Below are 21,670 nucleotides of genomic sequence, written 5' to 3'. Positions count from 1 at the left end.
TGCAGGAAGGCACAGCCGTTTCCGCTTGCGGGTTGATATAAACGGTGCAAATGTATATATTGAATTGAGAGTTTTGAGAAACCGGGCAATCAGGTTCTTGTAAATATAGGGTTTCTGGAGTACACAGCAGGATGGCTTTTGCGGTAGATCCGCCGGACCGAGAAGGAATCGCCGCGGGGACCCGGCAGAGTCGGCACGGCTAGCAGCGTTTTGTTCTGGACCATAATGCCGCCGTCTTGAGCCTTGAGCTTGGGACTGCATCCGTTAACCCGGCAGCAGGTGAATCTTACCAGTGATACCTTGGACAACGGTGCGATATTCTGTCCCACCTGGGGAGCTTCCATGATCCATTCGGCAGAGGTTTGCGGCCCCTGATAGCGCTGGACAGTACGGAAAACCCAGTTTTTGCTGAGATTGCGCAGAGTGATACACCATTTACCCGGACTGAGCTTGACAATGGAAGCACGCATATGGTCTCCGGGAGATACAGGCAAGGGGATAACGGTCTCGGCAGCGGGCAGAATTTCCCACCAGGCATAGTACCGGACGGTTCCGTTTACCGATTCATGGCCGGTTCCGGTCTGAATCAGGCTGCTGTTCCGGAAGCCGTCGATGCCGATCCAGGCCGAAGAATACGTGGCTTTGACCGTAGGTTTTACATAAGGGACAATCCAGTCGGCCGATATCCGCCGGTAAGTGCCTTTTTTGCCCGAGATGGCATAACCGCTCCAGTTGCTGGATGTCCAGCCGAAGCCTGAGCTGACGGCTCTGCCTGTGTTGAGTTTATCTTTCAGACAGGGTTTGCTGCTTAGCAATCTATTGACTTGGCCCACTTGTCCACCGCCTCATAATATGTTCTGCTCTATTTAATGCAGTAAGAGGCTCTTAAGGTTGGGTATTCTGTTAAAAAGGAAGAGAGAGGACTTATAACTCCAATGGAAAAAATATCGAAGCTGCGCGGGTTTTATCTGTTTCTGGGACTCGCCGGGGGCTCCTTCGGCTCTTATTTGTCACTGCTGCTCAAATCGAACGGACTTAACGTCAGCCAGATCGGCATGCTGATGGCTACGGGCACACTGATCGCGATCTGTGTGCAGCCCCTATGGGGAGTGATCTCTGACAGATATAACCAGGCGCGGCTGGTGCTTCTTCTGAGTGTGGCGGTTCCGGCGCTGCTTGCGGTGCTGTACCGGTCGGAGTATTTCATTGTGCTGATGCTGGTGTACACGGTATCCACGATCTTCTCCTCCACACAGGCTCCTATTGCCGACTCTTACGCCATAGCAGCGGCGAACAGAGCCGGATCGACTTACGGCAGCATCCGGATGATGATGAGCATAGGAGCCGCTGTAGGAGCCATAGCCGGGGGGCAATATGTATCTAAATTCTCGGTATCCACGATCTGGCTGCCGTTTCTGCTGCTGAATGCCGTTGCAGTGGCCATTGCCTTCACCCTGCCGAAGCAGGCGGAAGAGAATCACATGATGAGCCAGTCCTTCTCCCAGGGCGTCAAAAAGCTGCTCGGCAACCGTATATTCCTGGCCTTTCTCGGGGGAAGCTTCCTGGTGAACCAGACGATGACGGCGTTCGGTACTTATTTCGTCCTAGCCTTCCAGTCGGTCGGCGGCTCGACCAGCTATGCGGGGATCGCCCTGTTTCTGGCGTCGATCACTAACGTACCCTCCATGTTCTTCGCCTCTAAGGTTATCCGCAGGCTGGGCATGGAGCGGACGCTGCTGCTGGGTGCGCTGATCTATGTGCTGCGCTGGGGGATTCAGGTGGCCTTCCCGTATCCATCGGTCATGATTGGGGTACAGGTGCTGCACGGCCTGTCCTTCGGCTTCTTTTATATTGCTGCAGTTGAATATGTATCGAAGATTACCTCTGCGGAGATGCAGGCGACGGGACAAAGCGTATTTAACATCGTATTCTCCGGCTTTGCCGGTATTCTGGGCAATCTGCTGAACGGAATGCTGCTGAATCAGGGCGGGGTCGGCCTTATGAATCTGTCCTGTATGCTGAGTGCGGCGGCCGGCGCGGCTCTGCTGTTCTATGTCGCCCGGAGCTCACGCAGCAAGCTGCCGCTGAAGGCCTCTTCCGGCGGAGTCAGCGCTTAGCTGCCCGCCTGCCATTACAGAAAGGAGCATGAATATGAATTCACACAAACCGGGGTGGTCCAGCCGCTGGCATGAGACTTCATTTCGTGTGCGTTATCAGGAAACCGATCAGATGGGTGTGGTTTATCATGCCAATTATTTGACCTGGTTTGAAAGCGGGCGTACGGAGATGTTTCGCGGACTGGGCTTTGCCTACCGCACACTTGAAAGCCTGGGGCTGTTATTGCCAGTGACCTCTGCAGATTTGCAATTTAAAAGCCCGGCGCGATATGATGATCTTATTGCCGTGTATGCACGGTTAACAACCTTCTCAGCCCTAAGGGTTGTCTATGAATATGAAATCCGCCGGGTGGCGGAAGAGCACGGGGAAGGCGGAGCGTCCGGAGCCTCCGGGACCCGTAAGGCGCGTCCGGCGGACAGTGAACCTCTTCCCGGCGAACTGCTGGTCAGCGGCACGACGAGCCATGTCTGGCTGAACAAGGAATGGAAGCCTGTACGTATCGACAGGGCGCAGCCTGAGCTGTTCCGCGCTATCACTACGGCGCTTAAGGAAGAAGAAGGAGGAGCAGTATGATCAGGAACAAATGGCTGTGGGCTGCATTATTCGCCGTCCCGGCCGTGGAATTATTCGGTTTCATCTATGTCTCAAGTTTTCTTGGAGCGCCCAAGACCCTGCTGATCATGCTGGCCACTTCGGTCATCGGTCTGCTCATGATGCGGTTTGAAGGCAAAAAAGTGCTGCAGGACAGCAGAACACATATGCAGGAAGGACGGGTGCCCGGACGGACCATGCTGGACGGCTTATGTATCTTTTTTGGCGGTCTGCTGCTGATTCTGCCGGGCTTCGTCACGGATCTGATCGGCTTTACACTGGTATTTCCGCTGACCCGGCCGCTATACCGGGTTTTTCTGCTGAAATGGATCGAGAAGAAGATGAAAAACGGCACCTTCACCTTCTACCGCAGGTAGAGGCGGGGGCGACACAAATTTTGTAAAAAGCGTTCGGCTGCGGGGTGATGCGGCTGAGCGCTTTTCTACTTGCAGCCGAACCGGATGTAGCGAAATGCTGCAGATTATGCAGGAGTATGCGGTGGGAAATGCGATGAACGAGGAGCGGGCCCGATGTATGCGAAAAACCGAATACAATGTGTGCCGGATATCGCAAACGGACCTAATGTATGTGGAAAACCGAATACAATGTGCGGCGGATAGAGTAAATGGGCCCGATGTATGCGAAAAACCGAATACAATGTGCGGCGGATAGCGCAAACGGGCCCGATGTATGCGAAAAACCGAATACAATGTGCGGCGGTTAGCGCAAACGGACCTAATGTATGTGGAAAACCGAATACAATGTGCGGCGGATAGAGTAAATGGGCCCGATGTATGGGGACGGAGGTCCAGACCGTACCGGCTATTTGCTCTACTGGCATTTAAGGAGCTTGTGAGGTGTTGGCGTATAAAGCTAATGCAGCCGGCCGCTGAGGATGTAGCTGCGCAGTGCGCGGAACACGCCGGCGCGGCCGAACGCGTCCAGAATGACGAGCAGCACCGGGCCGAGGATCAGGCCGAGCATGCCGAACAGCTGAAGTCCGGCGAACATGCCGATCAGCATGGCGAGCGGGTCCAGCCCGATGCTGCTGGCCAGCACCTTCGGCTCAAGCACCTGCCGGGTGATCAGAATGATGCCATACAGCACCAGAAGGCCAACCGCCAGAGCCAGGTTCCCGGTCATGTAGGAATACAGCGCCCAGGGGAGGATCACGATGCCAACCCCGAGATAAGGCACCAGATCGACGATGCCGATGGTCAGGCCAATGGCGAAGGCAGAGTCTACACCCAGCAGCAGCAGGCCGATGATTACGATCACTGCAGTTACGGAGATCAGCACGAGCTGGGCACGGAGGTAGCCGAACAGCGCCTTGCGCAGATCCTTCCAGATCTCCGAGACCGGCCGCAGCAGCGGAGCGGGGAGGAGTGAGAGCAGCTTGGCGTTATGCCGTTCCCAGCCGGTGCTGAGGAAGAAGGCGGCCAGTACGATCACGATCAGAATCGTGCCGAGGCTCGGCAGCGAGGAGATCAGCCCCAGAATCATGTTGAAGAATCCGGTAATCAGCTGTGTCATGGCGTGGCCTACAGTTTCCGTGGTTCTGCTGATATTACTGTCAATCGTGGCATGGTAACCCGGATTGTCGTGGTAAAACTGGTTGATCTGGTTAATAATATTCTGAATGCTGGCATTGCGGCTAACCTTCAGCAGCAGCTCACGCCATTGGTCTGTATGGAGGTCGAAGGTCTGGAGCAGCACAATGAGCTCCTTCACCAGCCGGGTAATCAGCGCGGTCAGTACGAGGCCCGTACCTCCAATATAAAAAAACAGTGAGAGGGCCACCGCCAGCCAGCCCGGGAGCTTCAGCCCCCGCAGGATCAGCACCAGCGGATGTATAAGGTAAGCCAGCAGCCAGGCCAGCAGCAGGGGATAGAGGAGCGGCAGCAGTACATAAACAGCCAGCAGGATCACGGCGGCGGCAAGCACGACCCACAGGCCGCGCAGCACTCTTTTGAGTACAAGTGTATCGATATCCGGTCCCTCCTACTCTAACGGGTGTACAAGGAATAACTGCTCGTCTTATGTATATTCATAGAGCATGCGAAAAGACTAGCAGGGACGGAAAAGGGCAGAATGGAGAAGCTTACTAACCTGAAAGCGTAATCATGAAACAGGTTTTTCGTTAGTTTTTTTCTATCTCTCCGATAAAATCATTTGATCCGCTGCAAAGCTCCCACGTTGTTCACATAACCGTCAAAATCCGGTATGATTATTACAGGTTAAACAGCAGAAATATAGTTGCAATCTTCAGCCCCTGTCCTAACGCCTTTTGCGGAGAATTGAAATACTTAAAAATGTAAATGTTTTCATGAGGTTAGAACCAGCATTATATACCCTTGTAGGCAAAGGAGAGAGATACTATGACAGCTACTAAAGGACTTGAAGGCATCGTTGCAACGACCTCATCGATCAGCTCCATTGTGGATGGAGTGCTCACTTACCGCGGTTATGATATTGATGATCTGGCGGATAATGCCACCTTTGAGGAGACCGCTTATTTGCTGTGGTTCGGCAATCTGCCGACAGTACCGGAGCTTGAAGCGCTGCGCCGCGACCTGAGCGCTTCAGCCCAGATCCCGGATCAGGTGCTTGCCCAGATGAAGCTGTATCCGAAGGAAGCCAACACGATGGCGGCCCTGCGCTCCGCCGTATCTGCCCTGGCACTGTACGACGAGGCTGCGGATGATATGAGCCGTGAAGCGAATCAGATCAAAGCTGTGAAGCTTCAGGCACAGATTCCGACTGTGGTTGCCGCATTGGCACGCATCCGTAAGGGACTTGAGCCGGTAGCACCGAAGGAAGGCCTGACCATCGCCGAGAACTTCCTCTACATGCTGTGGGGAGAGCAGCCGGATATCGTATCCGTCAAGGCGCTGGATACAGCCCTCGTGCTGCATGCAGACCATGAGCTGAATGCTTCCACTTTTGCCGGACGGGTAACTGTGGCTACACTGTCTGACATCTATTCCGGAGTTACTTCGGCTATTGGCGCGCTTAAGGGGCCGCTGCATGGCGGTGCGAATGAAGCCGTGATGAAGATGCTGGAGGAAATCGGCACGCTCGATGCCGTTGAGCCGTATGTCCAAGGCAAGCTGGAACGCCGTGAGAAGATCATGGGCTTCGGACACCGTGTATACAAGAACGGCGATCCGCGGGCCAAACATCTGATGAAGATGTCCTATGAGCTGGGCACGATGAAGAATGATACTACGCTCTATGACATGTCGGTCAAGGTTGAAGAGCTGATCACCGGGCAAAAAGGGCTCAAACCGAATGTCGACTTCTATTCGGCATCCGTCTATACACAGCTGGGTATTGAACGTGAGCTGTTCACTCCGATCTTCGCGATCAGCCGGACCTCGGGGTGGACTGCGCATATTCTGGAGCAGTATGAAGACAACCGGATTATCCGGCCGCGTGCGGAATATACCGGCATGTCCGACATGAAATACGTCCCTGTAGACGAACGATAACAGGGCGGCCCCTTGCGGGCCGCTCCACCCCTTTAGTACAATGAACTATAATATATGCAGCAACTGCTTATTGATTATTGCTTGTACATCATACTTTTAGGAGGAATTCCCACTAATGTTGAAACTGGAAAAGTACGATCTGCCCACAGAAGGCGAACAAATTACAATCGAAGACGGCAAGCTGCTGGTTCCGGATCAGCCGATTATCCCTTTTATCGAGGGTGACGGTACAGGCCGTGACATTTGGAAAGCCTCCAAGCGGGTGCTGGATGCGGCTGTAGAGAAAGCTTACGGCGGCACGAAGCAGATTGCCTGGTACGAAGTTTTTGCCGGCGAGAAAGCCTTCAATACATATGGTGAATGGCTGCCGAATGACACACTGGAAGCAATCCGCGAGTATATTGTAGCCATCAAAGGCCCGCTGACAACTCCGATCGGAGGCGGTATCCGCTCTCTGAATGTGGCGCTGCGCCAGGAGCTGGACCTGTATGTATGTCTGCGTCCGGTACGTTATTTCGATGGTGTTCCTTCACCGGTGAAGCATCCGGAGCTGGTGGATATGGTTATTTTCCGTGAGAATACTGAAGATATCTATGCCGGGATTGAATATCAGGAAGGTTCCGCTGAAGTGAAGAAGGTTATCGAGTTCCTGCAGAAGGAAATGGGCGTGAACAAGATCCGCTTCCCGGAAACTTCCGGTATCGGCATTAAGCCTGTATCCGAGGAAGGCTCGAAGCGCCTGGTGCGTTCTGCGGTTGAGTATGCCATCAAGCACGGACGCAAGAGCGTAACGCTGGTACACAAAGGCAATATCATGAAATTCACCGAAGGCGCATTTAAGAACTGGGGCTATGAAGTGGCTGAACAGGAGTTCGGCGACAAGGTCTTCACCTGGAACCAATATGATGTCATCAAGGAACGTGATGGTGAAGCTGCAGCGAATGCTGCCCAGAAGGAAGCCGAAGCAGCCAGCAAAGTTATTGTCAAGGACGCTATCGCCGACATCGCTCTGCAGCAGGTATTGACCCGTCCGACCGATTTCGATGTCATCGCGACGCTGAACCTGAACGGGGATTACCTCTCCGACGCACTGGCTGCCCAGATCGGCGGCATCGGTATCGCTCCGGGAGCGAACATTAACTATATTACGGGACATGCTATTTTTGAAGCTACTCATGGTACAGCACCTAAGTATGCGGATAAGGACGTTGTGAATCCGGGTTCGGTTATTCTCTCCGGCGTTATGCTGCTTGAGCATCTGGGCTGGCAGGAAGCGGCTGACCTGATCTACAAGGGAATGAGCACCGCGATTAACAATAAGACGGTTACTTATGACTTTGCCCGCCAGATGGAAGGCGCTACAGAGCTGAAATGCTCCGCCTTTGCTGACGAGATTATCAGCAATCTATAAGCAGGCTAACCGGTATATAACAAGTATAAGCTGCACATACGTGCAGCTTATACTTATGCTTGTGCATCTGCCAGCCCATTCAACATCATTGGTTCATGCTCCGGGGCAGTCTTGCGAAGTGAAATGAACGAAGTGTATGCTATCCAACCCTTAGGAGGTCTTCCCGTGGCCATCAAACGTTATAAAATCACTGTCGTAGGTGCCGGATTCACCGGTGCGACTACGGCGCTTATGCTTGCCCAGAAGGAGCTTGGCAATGTAGTGCTGCTCGATATTCCCCAACTGGAGAATCCGACCAAAGGTAAAGCGCTTGATATGCTGGAAGCCGGACCTGTGCAGAAATTCGATGCCCAGATCACCGGAACTTCAAGCTACGAAGATGCAGCCGATTCCGACATCGTCATTATTACGGCAGGGATTGCACGCAAGCCCGGCATGAGCCGTGATGATCTGGTCAATACCAATGCGGGCATCGTCAAGTCGGTCTGCGAGAACGTGAAACGGGTAGCCCCCGAATCTATCGTGATCATTCTGAGCAATCCGGTCGATGCCATGACTTATGTGGCTTACAATGCACTCGGCTTTCCGAAGAATCGCGTAATCGGACAATCCGGCGTACTCGATACAGCGCGTTACTGTACATTCATCGCCCAGGAGCTTAATGTTTCGGTTGAAGATGTACGCGGTTTCGTACTGGGCGGTCATGGGGATGATATGGTTCCGCTTGTGCGTTATTCCAGTGTTGGCGGTATTCCGATCGACACGCTCATCCCTGCGGAACGCATTGCTGAGATTGTGCAGCGTACCCGTGTCGGCGGCGGTGAAATCGTCAGCCTGCTGGGTAACGGCAGCGCTTATTATGCACCTGCCGCGTCACTGGTTCAGATGACGGAAGCAATCCTCAAGGACAAGAAACGGATTATTCCAGTAATTGCCCTGCTTGAAGGTGAATATGGTTACGATAATTTATTCATGGGTATTCCGGCGCTCCTCGGTGCGAATGGCATCGAGAAGATTTTCGAGCTGGAGCTTACGGCAGAAGAGAAGGCTGCTCTGGATAAATCAGCCGATTCTGTCCGTGCAGTCACTTCAGCAGTAACTGTGTAAATAACGTTAGCGGGCGGCTGCTGAAGCCCCTTTTTGCTGGCAGAGATTGGGCTTTGCTGCTATTTAATCCTACAATGTAATCGGAGGAGATTGATATGGACCGTATTTTCTTTTTCCTGCATATGATCGGCACGCTGGCGCTTGGCTTCTATCTGGTATTGCCGTTTATTCTGAGCGGGACGGCGAAGCTGTCCGCCCCGGCGAAGGAAGGTACCTTGAGCGCCATCGGCGGCTTCAACCGCTTTGCCCAGTATGGACTAGTTATCCAGCTGTTGACCGGAGGCTATATGATGACCAAGGGTGACTATTCTGTCGCCTGGATGATCGTTGTTGTTGTGCTGCTCCTGGCGATGTTTGCGCTTGGCGGCATCATGAGCAGACCCCTGCGCCTGGCTGCGGCCGGAATGCGGGAGAACCGTGATGTCTCTGCCGAAACCGCCAAGATCCGGACCATGAGCCTGCTGCTGATGGTCGTGCTGGTTATCATGATCTTTTTCATGGTGTACCGGCGCCTTATTTAAACCTGGCTCCTGATTTATAGGGAGGAACGCGAGTATCAAAGGCTCTGGCAGCTTAGGCTGCCAGGGCCTTTTGTTGTGTAAGACACTGAAGCAGATCCGTTTGAAGGACGATGTGTTCTTGTCTCAGGAATCCCGCTGAATACCCCGGAAGCGGGAGCGGATGAGGAGCAATGTATGCGAAAAATCAAATACAATGTGCCTCCATGGAGGTAACCGGGCCAAATGTAGTTGACGGATGCGCAGAAGGCGGTGCTGGAGATAACGGCGGCGAACAAGATTATTGCGTTGAAGGCAGCGGCGGATCAGCTACAGACAGGACTGCAGAGAACCATACTGGGCATATTAAAATGAAAAAAAGGCCGTTTTCCTCGTGGAAAGAGGTCTTTAATCAAACAATATAACCCACTATTTCGATACGACCCTGCCGTCCATCATCACAAATCTGACTTCCCGGAGATTGTCTATATCCGTAAGCGGGTTGCCCTCAATCACAAACAGATCCGCCTTCTTGCCCGGTTCAATCGTTCCAATCTCATGTGCCAGATTGCAGATCTTCGCACCGGTTGAAGTGGCGGCTGTGATAATCTGCATCGGGGTGAGACTTGCCTCGCCCAATAAACGAATTTCTTCCCACGGCATTCCCAGTCTGTACCACGGGCTTATTTCTTCGATGAAATCATCCCCGAGGCCAATCTCTCCGCCTGCCTGGATGAATCTCCGGACATTATCCAGTCCTTGTTCTAACAGAGGGGCGCCGAATTTGTCCTGAAACATCTTCAATACAGTGAGTGTGGAGGCTGTCATTTGCCGGATCAGGTCATCGTCCAGCCGGTCGTAAATCATATGCGCAGCATCGTTAATCCCCGCATTCACCAGAATCTGAAGGTTGCGTGCACTGGTTACATGAGCTGACACATAAGCCCCCATCCTCCGGGCTTCCCTGCAGATGCTCTCCAGAAGCTCCTGATTCAGCTGTGGCAGTCCGATTGTACTGGGATCGTAACCGTCTTCAAGCGCTGTTTTGATACAATGTATCCCTTGTTCTAAAACCTCGCGGACCTTCAATCTGGCTTCATCCGCACTTCCAACTCCGATAGGGGCCTGCCCGCCATACCCGCCGGGAGCCGTGAAGACTTTGCCGGTTGTGATTATTCGGGGAAAAGATCCGCGGTCCAGTGCTTGTGTGTGTGCCGTCACATCGTCAAGCGTTGCGGCTGTAGTCATCCCCTCGTCACGGATCGTGGTTATTCCTTCTGAGAGACAGGCGGCTAAATATTCCTTATGGTACCCGTGAAGAGGCTCGTTCTGTATGAATTTGAAGCTGGTGTGTGCATGGGTATGAATAAATCCCGGCAGGACCACAAGCCCCTCAAGATCTATCTCCGTTACTGAGTCATGCTCCAGCCCGCTGCTCCCTTGCCCGGCAACCATGCCGAACCGGCCATTAACAATTTCAATGCTTGCATTGTACAGCGGCTGGCGCCCCGTTCCGTCGATTAACGTCGCGTTAGTCAATCGTATAATCTCATTTTCATTTCCCATTGCAGATAGTGAACCCTCCAGTGAAGATGGTTGTCTTCCAAGAAAAAGTATAGGATATAAAAATGTCCGGATATATATAATATTCTTGTAGAAACCGTTCATTACTTACCGTAACAACCCTTCCAGCTCAAAAATGCCGTGCTCCTGAAAGTCAGCGATAATCTGCGGTGACAGCAGGGCGTTCATTTCGCTCACGGTGCACCAGCGGTAATCGGTATGCTCTTCCGAGAGCTGGATTTCGCCACGGGCTGCGCGGCATAAATTAGGTGATAATCACTACCTGTCTCGCAGGGTCTGTGAGCAGGGTTACCGCGTAAAGGATACGTTCTGTCGTAACCGCCAGTCCGGTTTCCTCGAGAATTTCTCTTTCCAGTGCAGCCTCCAGACTTTCACCGAATTCGATTTTGCCTCCGGCACATTCCCAGCTTCCGGCACCTGCAGAATCGGCGGCAGCCCGCTTGACGAGGAGGATTCTGCCTTGATACAGGATGACACCTTTGACGGCAACGATGATGGTTTTTGATTTTTTGGACATGAGGATAACTCTCCTTCTGCAGGCTCTATAATGGACCGGGGAACGCGTTGGACTCAAGATTTTCTGTTTGGCCGGCTTCCCTATGTGGTAAGTAAAATAACGTAAAGCGATTTTTGCTAGGCAAGTATGATGCATAAACACCAGACTTTTAGCCAACCTAACATGATTAGTAAAAACAGTATAACGGTACAGCGAAAGGAGAATGGATTATGCCAGACACCAGCAAACAACCCGTCAAAACCCTGCCTCCGCAGGTACAGGACCAGCAGCCCGGAATTGAAAGCGAGATGAACCCGCTTCCGGAGTTTGAAACCTCAGCTTACAAGGCAGCAGGCAAGCTGCTGGGCAAGGCCGCACTCATTACCGGAGGGGACAGTGGAATCGGGCGTGCGGTTGCCGTTCATTTTGCCAAAGAAGGCGCAGATGTGGTGATATCCTATCTGAATGAGCATGAAGATGCGGAAGAAACCAAACGCCAGGTGGAGCAGGAGGGTCGGAAGTGTATTCTGATCTCCGGTGATATCGGGGTCGAGGCCTTCTGCCAGGATCTGATTAATAAAACCATTGAGGGACTCGGCAAGCTGGACATCCTGATCAACAATGCGGCAGAGCAGCATCCGCAGGATAAGATTGAGGACATTACCGCCGAGCAGCTGGAGCGGACGTTCCGGACGAATATATTCTCCATGTTCTATCTGACCAAGGCAGCGATGCCCCTTCTCAAAAAAGGCTCCACGATCATCAACACTACGTCTATCACGGCGTACCGCGGCAGCCCGCAGCTGCTGGACTATTCGTCCACCAAAGGAGCAATTCTCAGCTTCACCCGCTCCCTGTCGATGAATCTCGCAGACAAAGGCATCCGCGTGAATGCGGTAGCACCGGGCCCGATCTGGACGCCGCTGATTCCGTCTACGTTTGACGCGAAGAAGGTCAGTGAATTCGGCGGCACCCAGCCGATGAAGCGTCCGGGACAGCCCGAGGAGCTGGCACCGGCCTATGTGTATCTGGCTTCTGACGATTCCTCTTATGTAAGCGGTCAGGTCATGCATGTGAACGGCGGCGAGATCGTTAACGGCTGACCATTGGCACTGCTATGTAAGCCGGATCAGTTTATACTGGTTTAAAGAATCAAACGTTCAACAGATGAAAAGTCAGCCGGAAGGCTGGCTTTTTTGCCGCTTAAACCCGCTGGACTTAATAATTGAATCTATTAAAGAATAGCTCTTACAGGAATAATATGCTAATATACAAACTGCAAGAACAATAGAATATGAACGATCACTAGGGGTGCCGCAAGGCTGAGACGAACATATCTGTTCGGACCCTTTGAACCTGATCTGGTTTATACCAGCGTAGGGAAGTGGAGAATGAATAATGCAGCGGGGGTAACGGCTTACCCGGTATTCCTGCTTATATTCCGGACTGCTTCCTGATACAGGGGGCGGTCTTTTTGTATTTTCCGGAATGTCGTATAGAAGGGAAGGTGAAGGTGCTGAAAGAAATCCATTTGATCTCGGACGGGAGGCTGAATCCGGAGCAGTTTGCGGGGCTGGCTGCTGCTGTACATACCATGGTGGATTATATCCATCTCCGGGAAAAAGCCCTGTCCGCACGGGAGCTTCTGGCTGCCGCAGAGCGGTTGCTGCAAGCGGGGGTTCCGCCCTCAAAGCTGGTTATTAATGACCGGATTGATGTGGCTCTGGCAGCAGGGGCAGCCGGCGTCCAATTGGCCTGGCACAGCCTGCCGCCTGCCAAGGCGCGCGGCATTGCCCCGGGCCTGCGGCTGGGCAGGTCGGTGCATTCCCCGGAGGAAGCGGCACGCGCCGGACAGCAGGGAGCGGACTTTTGTCTGTATGGACATGTATTCCCCACAGCCTGCAAGCCCGGACAGCGGGAACGGGGCCTGGCGCAGCTGGAAGTGGCTGTCCGCTCCAGCAGTATACCGCTGATTGCTATCGGAGGCATCACACCGGGCAATACCGGAATCGTTCTGTCGAAGGGGGCTGCCGGAATAGCCGTAATGTCCGGGATATGCGGAGCGACGGATCCTGCTGGCGCCGCTCAGGCTTACAGATCATCCGTTCAGGCCGCAGCATATGCTGAAGTCCTGAATGACCCCCCATACCGGGCAAAGGAGGTGAACTGGAATGAATTTGACCGTTAACGGACGCAGAGGAAGGTATGAAGAGAGCTGCCGGACGCTGGCTGATCTTCTGGCCCGGCCTGAGTGGACCGGGAAGCTGGTTATTGTGGAGCTGAATGGTGAGCTTGCCGGCAGAGAGGTTTATGAAGATACATTGCTGAATGAAGGTGACCGAGTTGAGCTGGTTCATTTTGTCGGCGGAGGCTAGGTAACTGGTAACTGTGTGTGCGGTGTGCGGTAGACGCAAGAATGCCAATACGCAATTAAGATAAAGGCAACGACTTATCACAGGAGGCGATATGATGCAGGATCCTTTGATTATTGGAGGAGTTACTTTAACGAGCAGACTGTTCATCGGGACCGGAAAATACAGCCGCAACACTCTTATTCCCGAAGTGATCGCCCGCTCGGGTTCACAGGTCATTACGGTTGCCCTGCGCCGGGTAGATCCGGAGAGCAAGGACAATATTATCAGCCATATTCCTTCCCACATGACGCTGCTGCCCAATACCTCCGGTGCGCGCACCGCAGAGGAAGCGGTACGCATTGCCCGGCTGGCAAGGTCAGCGGGGCTGGGAGACTGGGTGAAGATTGAGGTTATCAATGATCAGAAATATCTGCTGCCTGATAATACCGAGACGATCCGAGCCACGGAAATCCTAGCTGCGGAGGGTTTTGTAGTTCTGCCCTACATGAGTCCTGATCTGTCAGCCGCACTCCGGCTGAAGGCGGCCGGAGCTGCAGCCGTCATGCCGCTGGGAGCGCCAATCGGCTCTAACCGCGGGCTGCAGACCAAGGAGCTGATCCGGATTCTGATATCAGAAACGGGTCTGCCCATCATCGTGGATGCCGGTATTGGCAGACCCTCCGAGGCTGCTGAGGCGATGGAAATGGGCGCAGCCGCTGTGCTGCTGAATACGGCAATTGCCACCGCCCGGGACCCGCAGCTGATGGCGGAGGCATTCCGCGAAGCGGTGTCGGCGGGGCGGAAGGCCTATCTGGCCGGGCTGGGGCCGGTGGAAGAGACAGCCGCAGCTTCTTCGCCGCTGACCGGATTTCTGGCATGACTGATGCTGTTTATGAAGAGGGAGGAAGGACATGAGCTTTTATGATAGGCTGACACGGCTGGACAAGCTTCCCTACGAGGGGGTATGGAAGCAGTATACTGCGCTTGATGTGAAGCGGGCGCTTCGTCTGGAGCGGCTGGACGAGGACGGGCTGATGGCTTTGCTGTCACCGGCAGCGGAGCCTTACCTCGAAGAGATGGCGCAGAAGGCGCATAGATTGACACGTACGCAATTCGGTCATGTGATGCAGCTGTTTACACCGATGTATCTGGCTGATTTCTGCGTCAACCATTGTACCTACTGCAGCTTTAGCTCTATCTATGATTTTCCGCGCAAAAAACTGACACTGGAGGAGGTCCGGCAGGAAGCGGAAACAATCGCAGCCACAGGGCTGCGCCACATTCTGATTCTGACCGGAGAATCCCGGAATGAAAGTCCGGTCAGTTATCTGAAAGACTGCGTGGAGGTGCTCCGCGGCTATTTCTCTTCAGTCAGCATTGAAGTGAATCCGCTCACTACCGAAGAATACGCTGACCTCAGACAGGCAGGAGTAGACGGTCTGACGCTGTATCAGGAGGTCTATCATCAGGAGACTTACCGCCAGCTGCATGTGAAGGGTCCCAAGCGGGTGTACCGCAACCGTCTGGATGCGCCCGAGCGCGGCTGCCTGGCAGGATTCCGCTCGGTAAATATCGGAGCCCTGCTGGGAATGTACGAATGGCGTCAGGAGGCTCTCGCGACTGCACTGCACGCCAGGTACCTACAGGACAAGTATCCGGAGTGCGAAATCGGTTTGTCCATTCCCCGTTTTCGGCCGTACCTGGGGGAATTTAATCCTGCGAGTGATGTAAACGACCGTGCGCTGGTGCAGATTATCCTGGCCTACCGCCTGTTTCTGCCGCGTTCCGGTATTTCACTGTCCACGCGGGAGCCGGCAGCCCTGCGCGATCATCTGGTCCATCTCGGCATCACTAAGATGTCTGCAGGGGTATCCACCGAAGTAGGCGGACATTCTCTGGAAGGCGGCACCCCGCAGTTTGAAATCTCAGACAACCGCAGCGTGCAGGAGATTAAGGAGATGCTCGAGGAAAAAGGGCTGCAGCCGGTGTTCAAGGACTGGGACAGCCTGGATGAGCCGTTAGCTATGCCTTAACTTGATGCAAATAACCCGCCGTGAGGCGGGTTATTTGCATTGCAGGGCCAAACGGACGGTGCGATGCTACATTCTTCAAGAGGCCGCACGGTTTCCGGCTAGTCGGCTGGCTTCTCAGGACTCATACTTGAAGACAGCTCGTCCAGCGACAGCTCGAAGCCCGGAGCCATATGGGTAAGGAAATACTCCATCTCCGGCAGGGCGAGCCCGTGCAGCTTCGCGGCCGTCTGCTCCCGGGCGGCCGCGAATTCGCGGTTGCCTGCGGCGGTTTCCCAGACGCATTTCAGATATGCGTCGAGCACATCCGCCGCCTTGACGTAGCGGAGCAGTCCGGCATCCTCGGAGCCAAGCGGGCTGTCCTGCGGCTGCAGGAGCGGCGCATAGACTGCGCTCAGCTCCGGCGGGATCATCGCCGCGAGGCGCTCAGCGGCGACCCGCTCCATCTCGCGGAAGCTGGACAGCAGCAGCGGGTTGTTATGCTTCACCGGCGTGGCGATGTCGCCGGTGAATACCTCGGTGGCGTCGTGGAACAACGCCATTGTGGATGCGCGGTCGGCGTTCAGCGACCGGCCGAAGTGGACATTGCCTATGGTGCACAGCATGTGCGCCAGCAGGGCCACCTGGAACGAATGCTGCGCCACGTTCTCGGGGGCGGTGCTGCGCATGAGGCTCCAGCGCTGGATATATTGCAGCCGGTAGAGATAGGCAGAGAAATGGTAGTTCAATTTTTAAGTAACCCCTTTCATGAGCGGCTTAATATGATATGATAATAACTAATTGTAACAGAGTTAGGGCAGCTTGAAACAGATGGAGAGGAGACTGAATGAAGATGCAGCATTTTGAAGACAGCATTTATAATCTGATCGTAGAGACCTCCACGAATTTGCCGGGTGATGTCCGCCGGGCGGTTGCTAAAGGGCGTGCGCTGGAAGACAAGGCGACCCGCTCCGGACTGGCGCTGACCACGATTGCCCAGAATATCGGCATGGCCGAGCTCCAGGTATCGCCGATCTGCCAGGATACAGGGATGCCGACTTTTATAATTCATACGCCGGTAGGCGTGAATCAGATAGAGATGAAGAAGGATATTCATAGCGCGATAATCCGGGCGACGAAGAACGGCAAGCTGCGGCCCAATTCCGTAGATTCCCTTACAGGCGAGAACAGCGGGGACAATCTGGGTGCAGGCACGCCGGTGATTCATTTCGAGCAGTGGGAAGAGGAAGGCATTGATGTAAGGCTCATTCTGAAGGGCGGCGGCTGCGAGAATAAGAATATTCAGTACAGTCTCCCGGCAGAGCTGGAGGGGCTGGGCAAAGCCGGACGTGATCTTGACGGCATCCGCAAATGTATTCTTCATTCGGTCTATCAGGCGCAGGGTCAGGGGTGCAGTGCAGGCTTCATTGGCGTAGGCATCGGCGGTGACCGTACAACGGGCTATGAGCTGGCCAAGAAGCAGCTGTTCCGCAAGGTCGAGGATGTGAATACCACCCAAGATCTGGGTAAGCTGGAAGATTACATTATGGAGAATGCCAACAAGCTCGGGATTGGTACGATGGGCTTCGGCGGTGAAGTTACGCTGCTGGGCTGCAAAATCGGGGTGATGAACCGGCTGCCGGCGAGCTTTTTTGTCTCGGTAGCTTATAACTGCTGGGCCTTCCGCCGTCAGGGAATACTGGTAAATCCGGCAACCGGGGACATTAAGGAATGGCTCTATGAGAGTGGCACAGGCATTTCTGTAGAAGGGGAAGAAGCCTTAGTGCAAGTAACTGAACCGGTAGCGGTCTCTGCTGCTGACGGCATTTCGCAGGGCATGATTCCAGAGGATGCAACGATTCCTGCGGCTCCGGCCATCTTGTCAGGAACTGGGGAAGCTGCTTCTGATGCTGCTATCCCGGGTAATGGCCAGGTAATCGAACCTGCAGCCGCAGGCTCCGCCATATCGGGTGGTTCGCGCGAAATCCGCCTGACCACGCCGATCAGCGAGGAGGATATCCGCAGCCTGCGCGTTGGTGATGTAGTTATTCTCTCCGGCGAGATGCACACCGGCCGCGATGCCCTGCACAAATATCTGATGGATCACGACGCTCCCGTGGACTTGAACGGTGCGGTCATCTATCACTGTGGTCCGGTCATGCTGAAGGATGAAGAGGGCTGGCATGTGAAGGCTGCCGGTCCAACCACCAGTATCCGCGAGGAGCCTTATCAAGGCGATATCATTAAGAAATTCGGCATCCGTGCCGTAATCGGCAAAGGCGGGATGGGCCCGAAAACGTTGAAGGCATTAGGCGAACACGGCGGCGTCTATCTCAACGCCATTGGCGGTGCAGCCCAGTACTATGCAGAATGCATCAAGAAGGTTAACGCGGTTGATTTCATGGAGTTCGGAATTCCGGAGGCCATGTGGCATCTGCAGGTAGACGGATTCGCCGCTATCGTCACCATGGATGCGCATGGCAACAGCCTGCATGCCGATGTGGAGAAGGATTCCGCGGCCAAGCTGGCTCAGTTCCGGGAGCCGGTATTTAAATAAACTGCTTAGCAATGCTCCCTGTGACAGTGATTTGTTGGATGATATGAATCAAATAGTATATTTATTCAGTGTTATTAAGACCTCTTTCTGTTTGATGAAAGGGGTCTTTTTGCGGTGCGGCTCTGAATGAAATCGAAACCGGTGCCTGTCCGCGGAGGAGCATGCTGCCGGCTGATGCTAAACGAGGGATTCTCTGCGTATTGCAGAGTCGTTATCCTATATGGGATACGGGTTCTGAGGAAGAACAATTTATATGTCTTGACAGCGCATACAAGTCCATGTTAATTTTTAGTGGGGAAACCGGTTTCCCTGAAATGAGTAAGATGAGGCTGTAGACGGTAGCTTGTTCTTTTTGGCAGAAAGTGTTGTGCATACGCATTTATGAGAGGGAGATGAAGAATGAAACGTAAACATTGGCTTATCCCCGTCCTTATCACATCCATGGTTCTTTCGATCACGATTAATTTATTTGTTCTGCCTCCAGTTAAGGCTGAAGCTGCCAGTATCGGTACGGTTACAGAGAATGACACGATTTATCAGATTATGGTTGACCGTTTCAATGACGGAGACTCCTCCAATAATGCCACAGGAGCCGCCATCCGCTATGGGGAGACCTCTGAAGAAGATTTCCGCTATATGAAGGGTGGAGACTGGCAGGGGGTTATCAATAAGCTCCCCTATATTCATAATATGGGTTATACGGCGATCTGGATCTCTCCGGTTGCCGAACCGCAGATGACCAACCGGGAGAATAACGGGACAGGGAAGAACACAGCCTACCACGGCTACAATGTCAAAGATCCCAATGCGGCCAATCCTTATTTCGGTACAAAAGAGAAGCTGAAGGAGCTGGTAGATTCAGCGCATGCGCTCGGAATCAAGGTCATCATCGACGTCGTTCCGAATCATATCGGCGACTATATGCTGGGTACCCAGGCTTATTATGATATACCTGCCTTGCAGCCGGTCGCCCCTTTCAATAATCCGGCCTGGTATCACCATAACGGGGATATCAACTGGTCGCTGGCAGACGGAAGATATGATCAGTGGGCCCAGGATTATTTGGAGAATCACGATCTGGGCGGACTGGATGATATCGACTTCGATGTTCCTGCCGCCAAGCAGGCCATCTTCAGCTCGATTAAAGGCTGGTTTGATTATACAGGTGCAGATGGTGCCCGCGTTGATGCCGCCAAGCTGATGAAGCCGACGGATATCGGGGAGCTGCAGACACTGCTGGGCGTGAACACCTTCGGAGAGAATTTTGACGGCAATGCCGAATTTGTCTCCCGCTGGGTCGGCAGCAGCAAGGAATGGGGGATGCTTGATTTCCCGCTGTTCTTCTCTGTGCTGAATAGCTTTGCTTACGGACAATCCTTCGATTCCAATATTAAGAGTACACTGGCTCTCGATTCCTATTACAACGGCAATGCGAATCATATGGTCACCTTCATTGATAATCATGACCGCAACCGCTTCCTGACAGAGGCCGGAGGCAGTGTAGAGAAGCTGCAGAATGCCTTGTCCTTCATCTTCACTGTGCGCGGAACCCCGGTGGTGTTCCAGGGTACAGAACAGAATAAAGGCAACGGGAACGGCCAGATTATGACTGGCGGTATTGCTGATACGTGGAACCGCTGGTCTATGGTGAAGCGTGATGCAAGCGGCAACGTGGTGGAGAATTATTTCAATGAGAACGCCAGCACCTACAAGCATGTAGCCAAGCTTAATGAAATCCGCAAAAACAACCCGGCTCTGCGCACCGGTACCCAGCGTGAAATGTGGTCTGCCCAGAACCTGTACGCGTTCTCCCGCCGGATTGACAGCGGGACCAATTTGGGACAGGAAGTCATCTCCGCGTTCAGTAATGCTTCGGGCGGATCGCAGACCGTTACGATTCCGCTGCGCGCCGAAAGTACTCTGACTGTGGGAACAGTACTGATTAACCAGTTGAACACCTCAGACACGGTAACCGTACAATCCGGCGGGGCAACCGGGAAGCAAATTACAGTCACACTCAGTGCGAACTCCGCCAAAATATACTCCAAGACGCAGCCAATAGTTGATACCCAGGCGCCGTCTGTTCCGACGAATGTAACAGCCACTGTGCAGAATGCCTCCAGTGCGCTTGTGACCTGGACGGCTTCCACCGATAATGTCGGGGTTACAGGTTACGAGATTCACCGCAATGGGGTCAAGATTGGGACCTCGGCAACTACCTCTTACACAGACAACGGCTTATCTGGCAGTACGAACTACTCGTATACGATAAAAGCGTATGACGCCGCCGCCAACCTCTCGGCATTCAGCGCGGCTGCACTGATCGTCACGCCTGCCGGAAATAGTGTGACGATCTATTACAAGCAGGGCTACACCACACCTTACATCCACTACCGCCCGGCTGCGGGAACCTGGACGACATCGCCGGGCGTAGCAATTCCTGCGGCTGAAGTGGCAGGTTACAACAAAATCACGATCAACATCGGTGCGGCCACCCAGCTGGAGGCCTGCTTCAATAATGGCAGCGGCACCTGGGACAGCAACGGCGGCAGCAATTATCTATTCGGTACCGGTACCTGGACGTATATTCCGACAGGAACGATCCAGGCAGGAGGGCCGGCTGTTCCGACCGCATCACCGACTGCGACACCAACGGTGACGCCAACGCCAACGCCGACCGCAACACCAACACCAACAGCTACACCGACCGCGACACCGACAGTGGCACCTACCGCTACGCCAACAGCCACACCGACCGCGACACCAACGGTTACGCCGACAGCAACTCCGGTGCCAACCGCCACTCCGGTAGGGAATACAGCGACGATCTACTACAAGAATACGGCCTATACCAACTCCTATATCCATTACAAGTTGGATGGGGCAAGCACTTGGACGACCTCGCCGGGCGTGCAGATGCAGGCATCCACATTCAGCGGCTACAAAGCGGTTACCATCGAGCTCGGGACCGCAACCGGACTTACTGCAGCGTTCAATAACGGCAGCGGAACCTGGGACAGCAATGGCGGCAGCAATTATCACTTTGGCGCAGGCAGCTCAAGCCTTGTGGGGGGAAGTCTTACCACCGGAGAACCTCAGGCGGACAGCGTGACCTTCCGGGTCACTGTTCCGGTCACCACTCCAGCGAGCGTGCCTGTCTATCTGACCGGGTCGTTCAACAGCTGGAACGCGGCTGACCCCGCATATCTGCTGACCAAGGGCAGTGACGGAGTCTATTCCATCACCCTGAGCCTTCCGGCAGGAACAGCAGTGACGTATAAGCTGACGCGCGGCAGCTGGGCTTCGGTAGAGACCGCATCCGGCGGAGCAGATATTGCGAACCGTGCGCTCACGCCGGCGGGCGGCGCACAGACCGTCACGTTGACCGTGCAGCGCTGGAAGGATCAATAGGGAATGACAGGGGGCAAAGGATGAATTCCGGCGCCCCCGTTCTT

20 protein-coding genes and 1 riboswitch are annotated in these 21,670 nt (G+C 53.9%); of the genes, 15 read left to right on the top strand and 5 right to left on the bottom strand.

The genetic code is table 11. The features are described from left to right. Positions 1 to 89: 89 nt before the first annotated feature. A complete protein-coding gene (locus NSQ73_RS21660) occupies positions 90 to 833 on the bottom strand; it encodes a G1 family glutamic endopeptidase (RefSeq protein ID WP_052421761.1) in 744 nt (247 codons plus the stop codon). Positions 834 to 935: 102 nt separating this feature from the next. On the opposite strand from NSQ73_RS21660, the gene NSQ73_RS21655 reads away from it, so the two are divergent. Genes NSQ73_RS21655 through NSQ73_RS21645 form a run of 3 tightly spaced genes read left to right on the top strand, consistent with a single transcriptional unit; the run spans position 936 to position 3,086 of the window. Beyond that, positions 936 to 2,117 carry an MFS transporter gene (locus NSQ73_RS21655; RefSeq protein WP_042135415.1) on the top strand — a complete coding sequence of 394 codons (1,182 nt, stop codon included), beginning with the start codon at positions 936 to 938 and terminating at the stop codon, positions 2,115 to 2,117. A 34-nt stretch (positions 2,118 to 2,151) separates the two neighbouring features. Further along, positions 2,152 to 2,691 carry an acyl-CoA thioesterase gene (locus NSQ73_RS21650; protein WP_340988122.1) on the top strand — a complete coding sequence of 180 codons (540 nt, stop codon included), beginning with the start codon at positions 2,152 to 2,154 and terminating at the stop codon, positions 2,689 to 2,691. Beyond that, a complete protein-coding gene (locus NSQ73_RS21645; protein WP_036695825.1) occupies positions 2,688 to 3,086 on the top strand; it encodes an FxsA family protein in 399 nt (132 codons plus the stop codon). The genes NSQ73_RS21650 and NSQ73_RS21645 overlap by 4 nt, the downstream gene beginning before the upstream one ends. Positions 3,087 to 3,582: 496 nt before the next feature. On the opposite strand, the gene ytvI is transcribed toward NSQ73_RS21645, so the two are convergent. Beyond that, positions 3,583 to 4,698, bottom strand: coding sequence for a sporulation integral membrane protein YtvI (gene ytvI / locus NSQ73_RS21640; protein ID WP_340989356.1), 1,116 nt, complete (start codon positions 4,696 to 4,698; stop codon positions 3,583 to 3,585). Positions 4,699 to 5,087: 389 nt separating this feature from the next. Between ytvI and NSQ73_RS21635 the strand changes: the two genes are divergently transcribed. The 5 genes from NSQ73_RS21635 (at position 5,088) to NSQ73_RS21615 (ending at position 9,640) form a co-directional block, all read left to right on the top strand. Further along, positions 5,088 to 6,200: a citrate/2-methylcitrate synthase gene (locus NSQ73_RS21635; protein WP_171718643.1), complete on the top strand. Its 1,113-nt coding sequence runs from the start codon at positions 5,088 to 5,090 to the stop codon at positions 6,198 to 6,200. 115 nt (positions 6,201 to 6,315) lie between these two features. Beyond that, complete coding sequence (gene icd, locus NSQ73_RS21630) at positions 6,316 to 7,611, top strand: NADP-dependent isocitrate dehydrogenase (RefSeq protein WP_340988121.1); 1,296 nt, start codon at positions 6,316 to 6,318, stop codon at positions 7,609 to 7,611. 165 nt (positions 7,612 to 7,776) lie between these two features. Further along, complete coding sequence (gene mdh / locus NSQ73_RS21625) at positions 7,777 to 8,718, top strand: malate dehydrogenase (protein ID WP_340988120.1); 942 nt, start codon at positions 7,777 to 7,779, stop codon at positions 8,716 to 8,718. Between the two features lie 95 nt (positions 8,719 to 8,813). Beyond that, positions 8,814 to 9,239, top strand: a complete 426-nt coding sequence (locus NSQ73_RS21620; RefSeq protein WP_039307717.1) for a hypothetical protein — start codon at positions 8,814 to 8,816, stop codon at positions 9,237 to 9,239. A 170-nt stretch (positions 9,240 to 9,409) separates the two neighbouring features. Further along, positions 9,410 to 9,640, top strand: a complete 231-nt coding sequence (locus NSQ73_RS21615; protein WP_340988119.1) for a hypothetical protein — start codon at positions 9,410 to 9,412, stop codon at positions 9,638 to 9,640. Between the two features lie 4 nt (positions 9,641 to 9,644). Here NSQ73_RS21615 and NSQ73_RS21610 read toward each other — a convergent pair whose 3' ends face one another. Next, on the bottom strand, positions 9,645 to 10,781 hold the full coding sequence (locus NSQ73_RS21610; RefSeq protein WP_340988118.1) for an amidohydrolase family protein: 1,137 nt from the start codon (positions 10,779 to 10,781) through the stop codon (positions 9,645 to 9,647). Positions 10,782 to 11,043: 262 nt separating this feature from the next. Then, entirely contained in the window at positions 11,044 to 11,316 is a 273-nt protein-coding gene (locus tag NSQ73_RS21605; protein ID WP_340988117.1) for an NUDIX domain-containing protein, read from the bottom strand. 209 nt (positions 11,317 to 11,525) lie between these two features. Here NSQ73_RS21605 and NSQ73_RS21600 point away from each other — a divergent pair, with 209 nt between their 5' ends. The 5 genes from NSQ73_RS21600 to thiH all read left to right on the top strand — a co-directional run bounded on the left by NSQ73_RS21600 (position 11,526) and on the right by thiH (position 15,682). Then, positions 11,526 to 12,398, top strand: coding sequence for an SDR family oxidoreductase (locus tag NSQ73_RS21600; protein WP_340988116.1), 873 nt, complete (start codon positions 11,526 to 11,528; stop codon positions 12,396 to 12,398). A 194-nt stretch (positions 12,399 to 12,592) separates the two neighbouring features. Then, a riboswitch (TPP riboswitch) is annotated at positions 12,593 to 12,695 on the top strand. A 113-nt stretch (positions 12,696 to 12,808) separates the two neighbouring features. Next, positions 12,809 to 13,483: a thiamine phosphate synthase gene (locus NSQ73_RS21595; RefSeq protein ID WP_340988114.1), complete on the top strand. Its 675-nt coding sequence runs from the start codon at positions 12,809 to 12,811 to the stop codon at positions 13,481 to 13,483. Then, positions 13,467 to 13,670: a sulfur carrier protein ThiS gene (thiS, locus tag NSQ73_RS21590; protein ID WP_076242751.1), complete on the top strand. Its 204-nt coding sequence runs from the start codon at positions 13,467 to 13,469 to the stop codon at positions 13,668 to 13,670. The genes NSQ73_RS21595 and thiS overlap by 17 nt, the downstream gene beginning before the upstream one ends. Positions 13,671 to 13,764: 94 nt before the next feature. Further along, positions 13,765 to 14,529: a thiazole synthase gene (locus NSQ73_RS21585; protein WP_042135433.1), complete on the top strand. Its 765-nt coding sequence runs from the start codon at positions 13,765 to 13,767 to the stop codon at positions 14,527 to 14,529. A 31-nt stretch (positions 14,530 to 14,560) separates the two neighbouring features. After that, on the top strand, positions 14,561 to 15,682 hold the full coding sequence (gene thiH, locus NSQ73_RS21580) for a 2-iminoacetate synthase ThiH (RefSeq protein WP_340988113.1): 1,122 nt from the start codon (positions 14,561 to 14,563) through the stop codon (positions 15,680 to 15,682). 98 nt (positions 15,683 to 15,780) lie between these two features. Here the strand turns inward: thiH and yfbR are convergent, their stop codons facing one another. Further along, positions 15,781 to 16,407 carry a 5'-deoxynucleotidase gene (yfbR, locus tag NSQ73_RS21575; RefSeq protein WP_340988112.1) on the bottom strand — a complete coding sequence of 209 codons (627 nt, stop codon included), beginning with the start codon at positions 16,405 to 16,407 and terminating at the stop codon, positions 15,781 to 15,783. A 104-nt stretch (positions 16,408 to 16,511) separates the two neighbouring features. On the opposite strand from yfbR, the gene NSQ73_RS21570 reads away from it, so the two are divergent. Next, positions 16,512 to 18,215 (top strand): fumarate hydratase, encoded by a 1,704-nt coding sequence (locus tag NSQ73_RS21570; RefSeq protein WP_171718635.1) that lies wholly within the window; start codon positions 16,512 to 16,514, stop codon positions 18,213 to 18,215. A gap of 399 nt (positions 18,216 to 18,614) precedes the next feature. Beyond that, the gene (locus NSQ73_RS21565; protein ID WP_340988111.1) at positions 18,615 to 21,626 is read left to right on the top strand and encodes a carbohydrate binding domain-containing protein; all 3,012 of its coding nucleotides are present in this window, start codon (positions 18,615 to 18,617) and stop codon (positions 21,624 to 21,626) included. Positions 21,627 to 21,670 lie beyond the last annotated feature (44 nt).

This window comes from Paenibacillus sp. FSL R10-2736 (assembly GCF_038000245.1).
GTDB lineage: Bacteria > Bacillota > Bacilli > Paenibacillales > Paenibacillaceae > Paenibacillus_AQ > Paenibacillus_AQ phytohabitans.
The sequence above is the reverse complement of the archived record's forward strand: the minus strand, read 5'-3'. Positions and strand labels throughout refer to the sequence as shown.

Coding starts and splice junctions, on each gene's coding strand:
- NSQ73_RS21655 (WP_042135415.1), top strand. CDS start 936: ATGGAAAAAATATCGAAGCTGCGCGGGTTTTATCTGTTTCTGGGACTC.
- NSQ73_RS21615 (WP_340988119.1), top strand. CDS start 9,410: ATGTATGCGAAAAATCAAATACAATGTGCCTCCATGGAGGTAACCGGG.
- thiS (WP_076242751.1), top strand. CDS start 13,467: ATGAATTTGACCGTTAACGGACGCAGAGGAAGGTATGAAGAGAGCTGC.
- NSQ73_RS21565 (WP_340988111.1), top strand. CDS start 18,615: ATGAAACGTAAACATTGGCTTATCCCCGTCCTTATCACATCCATGGTT.
- icd (WP_340988121.1), top strand. CDS start 6,316: ATGTTGAAACTGGAAAAGTACGATCTGCCCACAGAAGGCGAACAAATT.
- NSQ73_RS21635 (WP_171718643.1), top strand. CDS start 5,088: ATGACAGCTACTAAAGGACTTGAAGGCATCGTTGCAACGACCTCATCG.
- NSQ73_RS21605 (WP_340988117.1), bottom strand. CDS start 11,316: ATGTCCAAAAAATCAAAAACCATCATCGTTGCCGTCAAAGGTGTCATC.
- NSQ73_RS21600 (WP_340988116.1), top strand. CDS start 11,526: ATGCCAGACACCAGCAAACAACCCGTCAAAACCCTGCCTCCGCAGGTA.
- NSQ73_RS21645 (WP_036695825.1), top strand. CDS start 2,688: ATGATCAGGAACAAATGGCTGTGGGCTGCATTATTCGCCGTCCCGGCC.
- NSQ73_RS21585 (WP_042135433.1), top strand. CDS start 13,765: ATGCAGGATCCTTTGATTATTGGAGGAGTTACTTTAACGAGCAGACTG.
- NSQ73_RS21650 (WP_340988122.1), top strand. CDS start 2,152: ATGAATTCACACAAACCGGGGTGGTCCAGCCGCTGGCATGAGACTTCA.
- NSQ73_RS21610 (WP_340988118.1), bottom strand. CDS start 10,781: ATGGGAAATGAAAATGAGATTATACGATTGACTAACGCGACGTTAATC.
- thiH (WP_340988113.1), top strand. CDS start 14,561: ATGAGCTTTTATGATAGGCTGACACGGCTGGACAAGCTTCCCTACGAG.
- NSQ73_RS21570 (WP_171718635.1), top strand. CDS start 16,512: ATGCAGCATTTTGAAGACAGCATTTATAATCTGATCGTAGAGACCTCC.
- NSQ73_RS21620 (WP_039307717.1), top strand. CDS start 8,814: ATGGACCGTATTTTCTTTTTCCTGCATATGATCGGCACGCTGGCGCTT.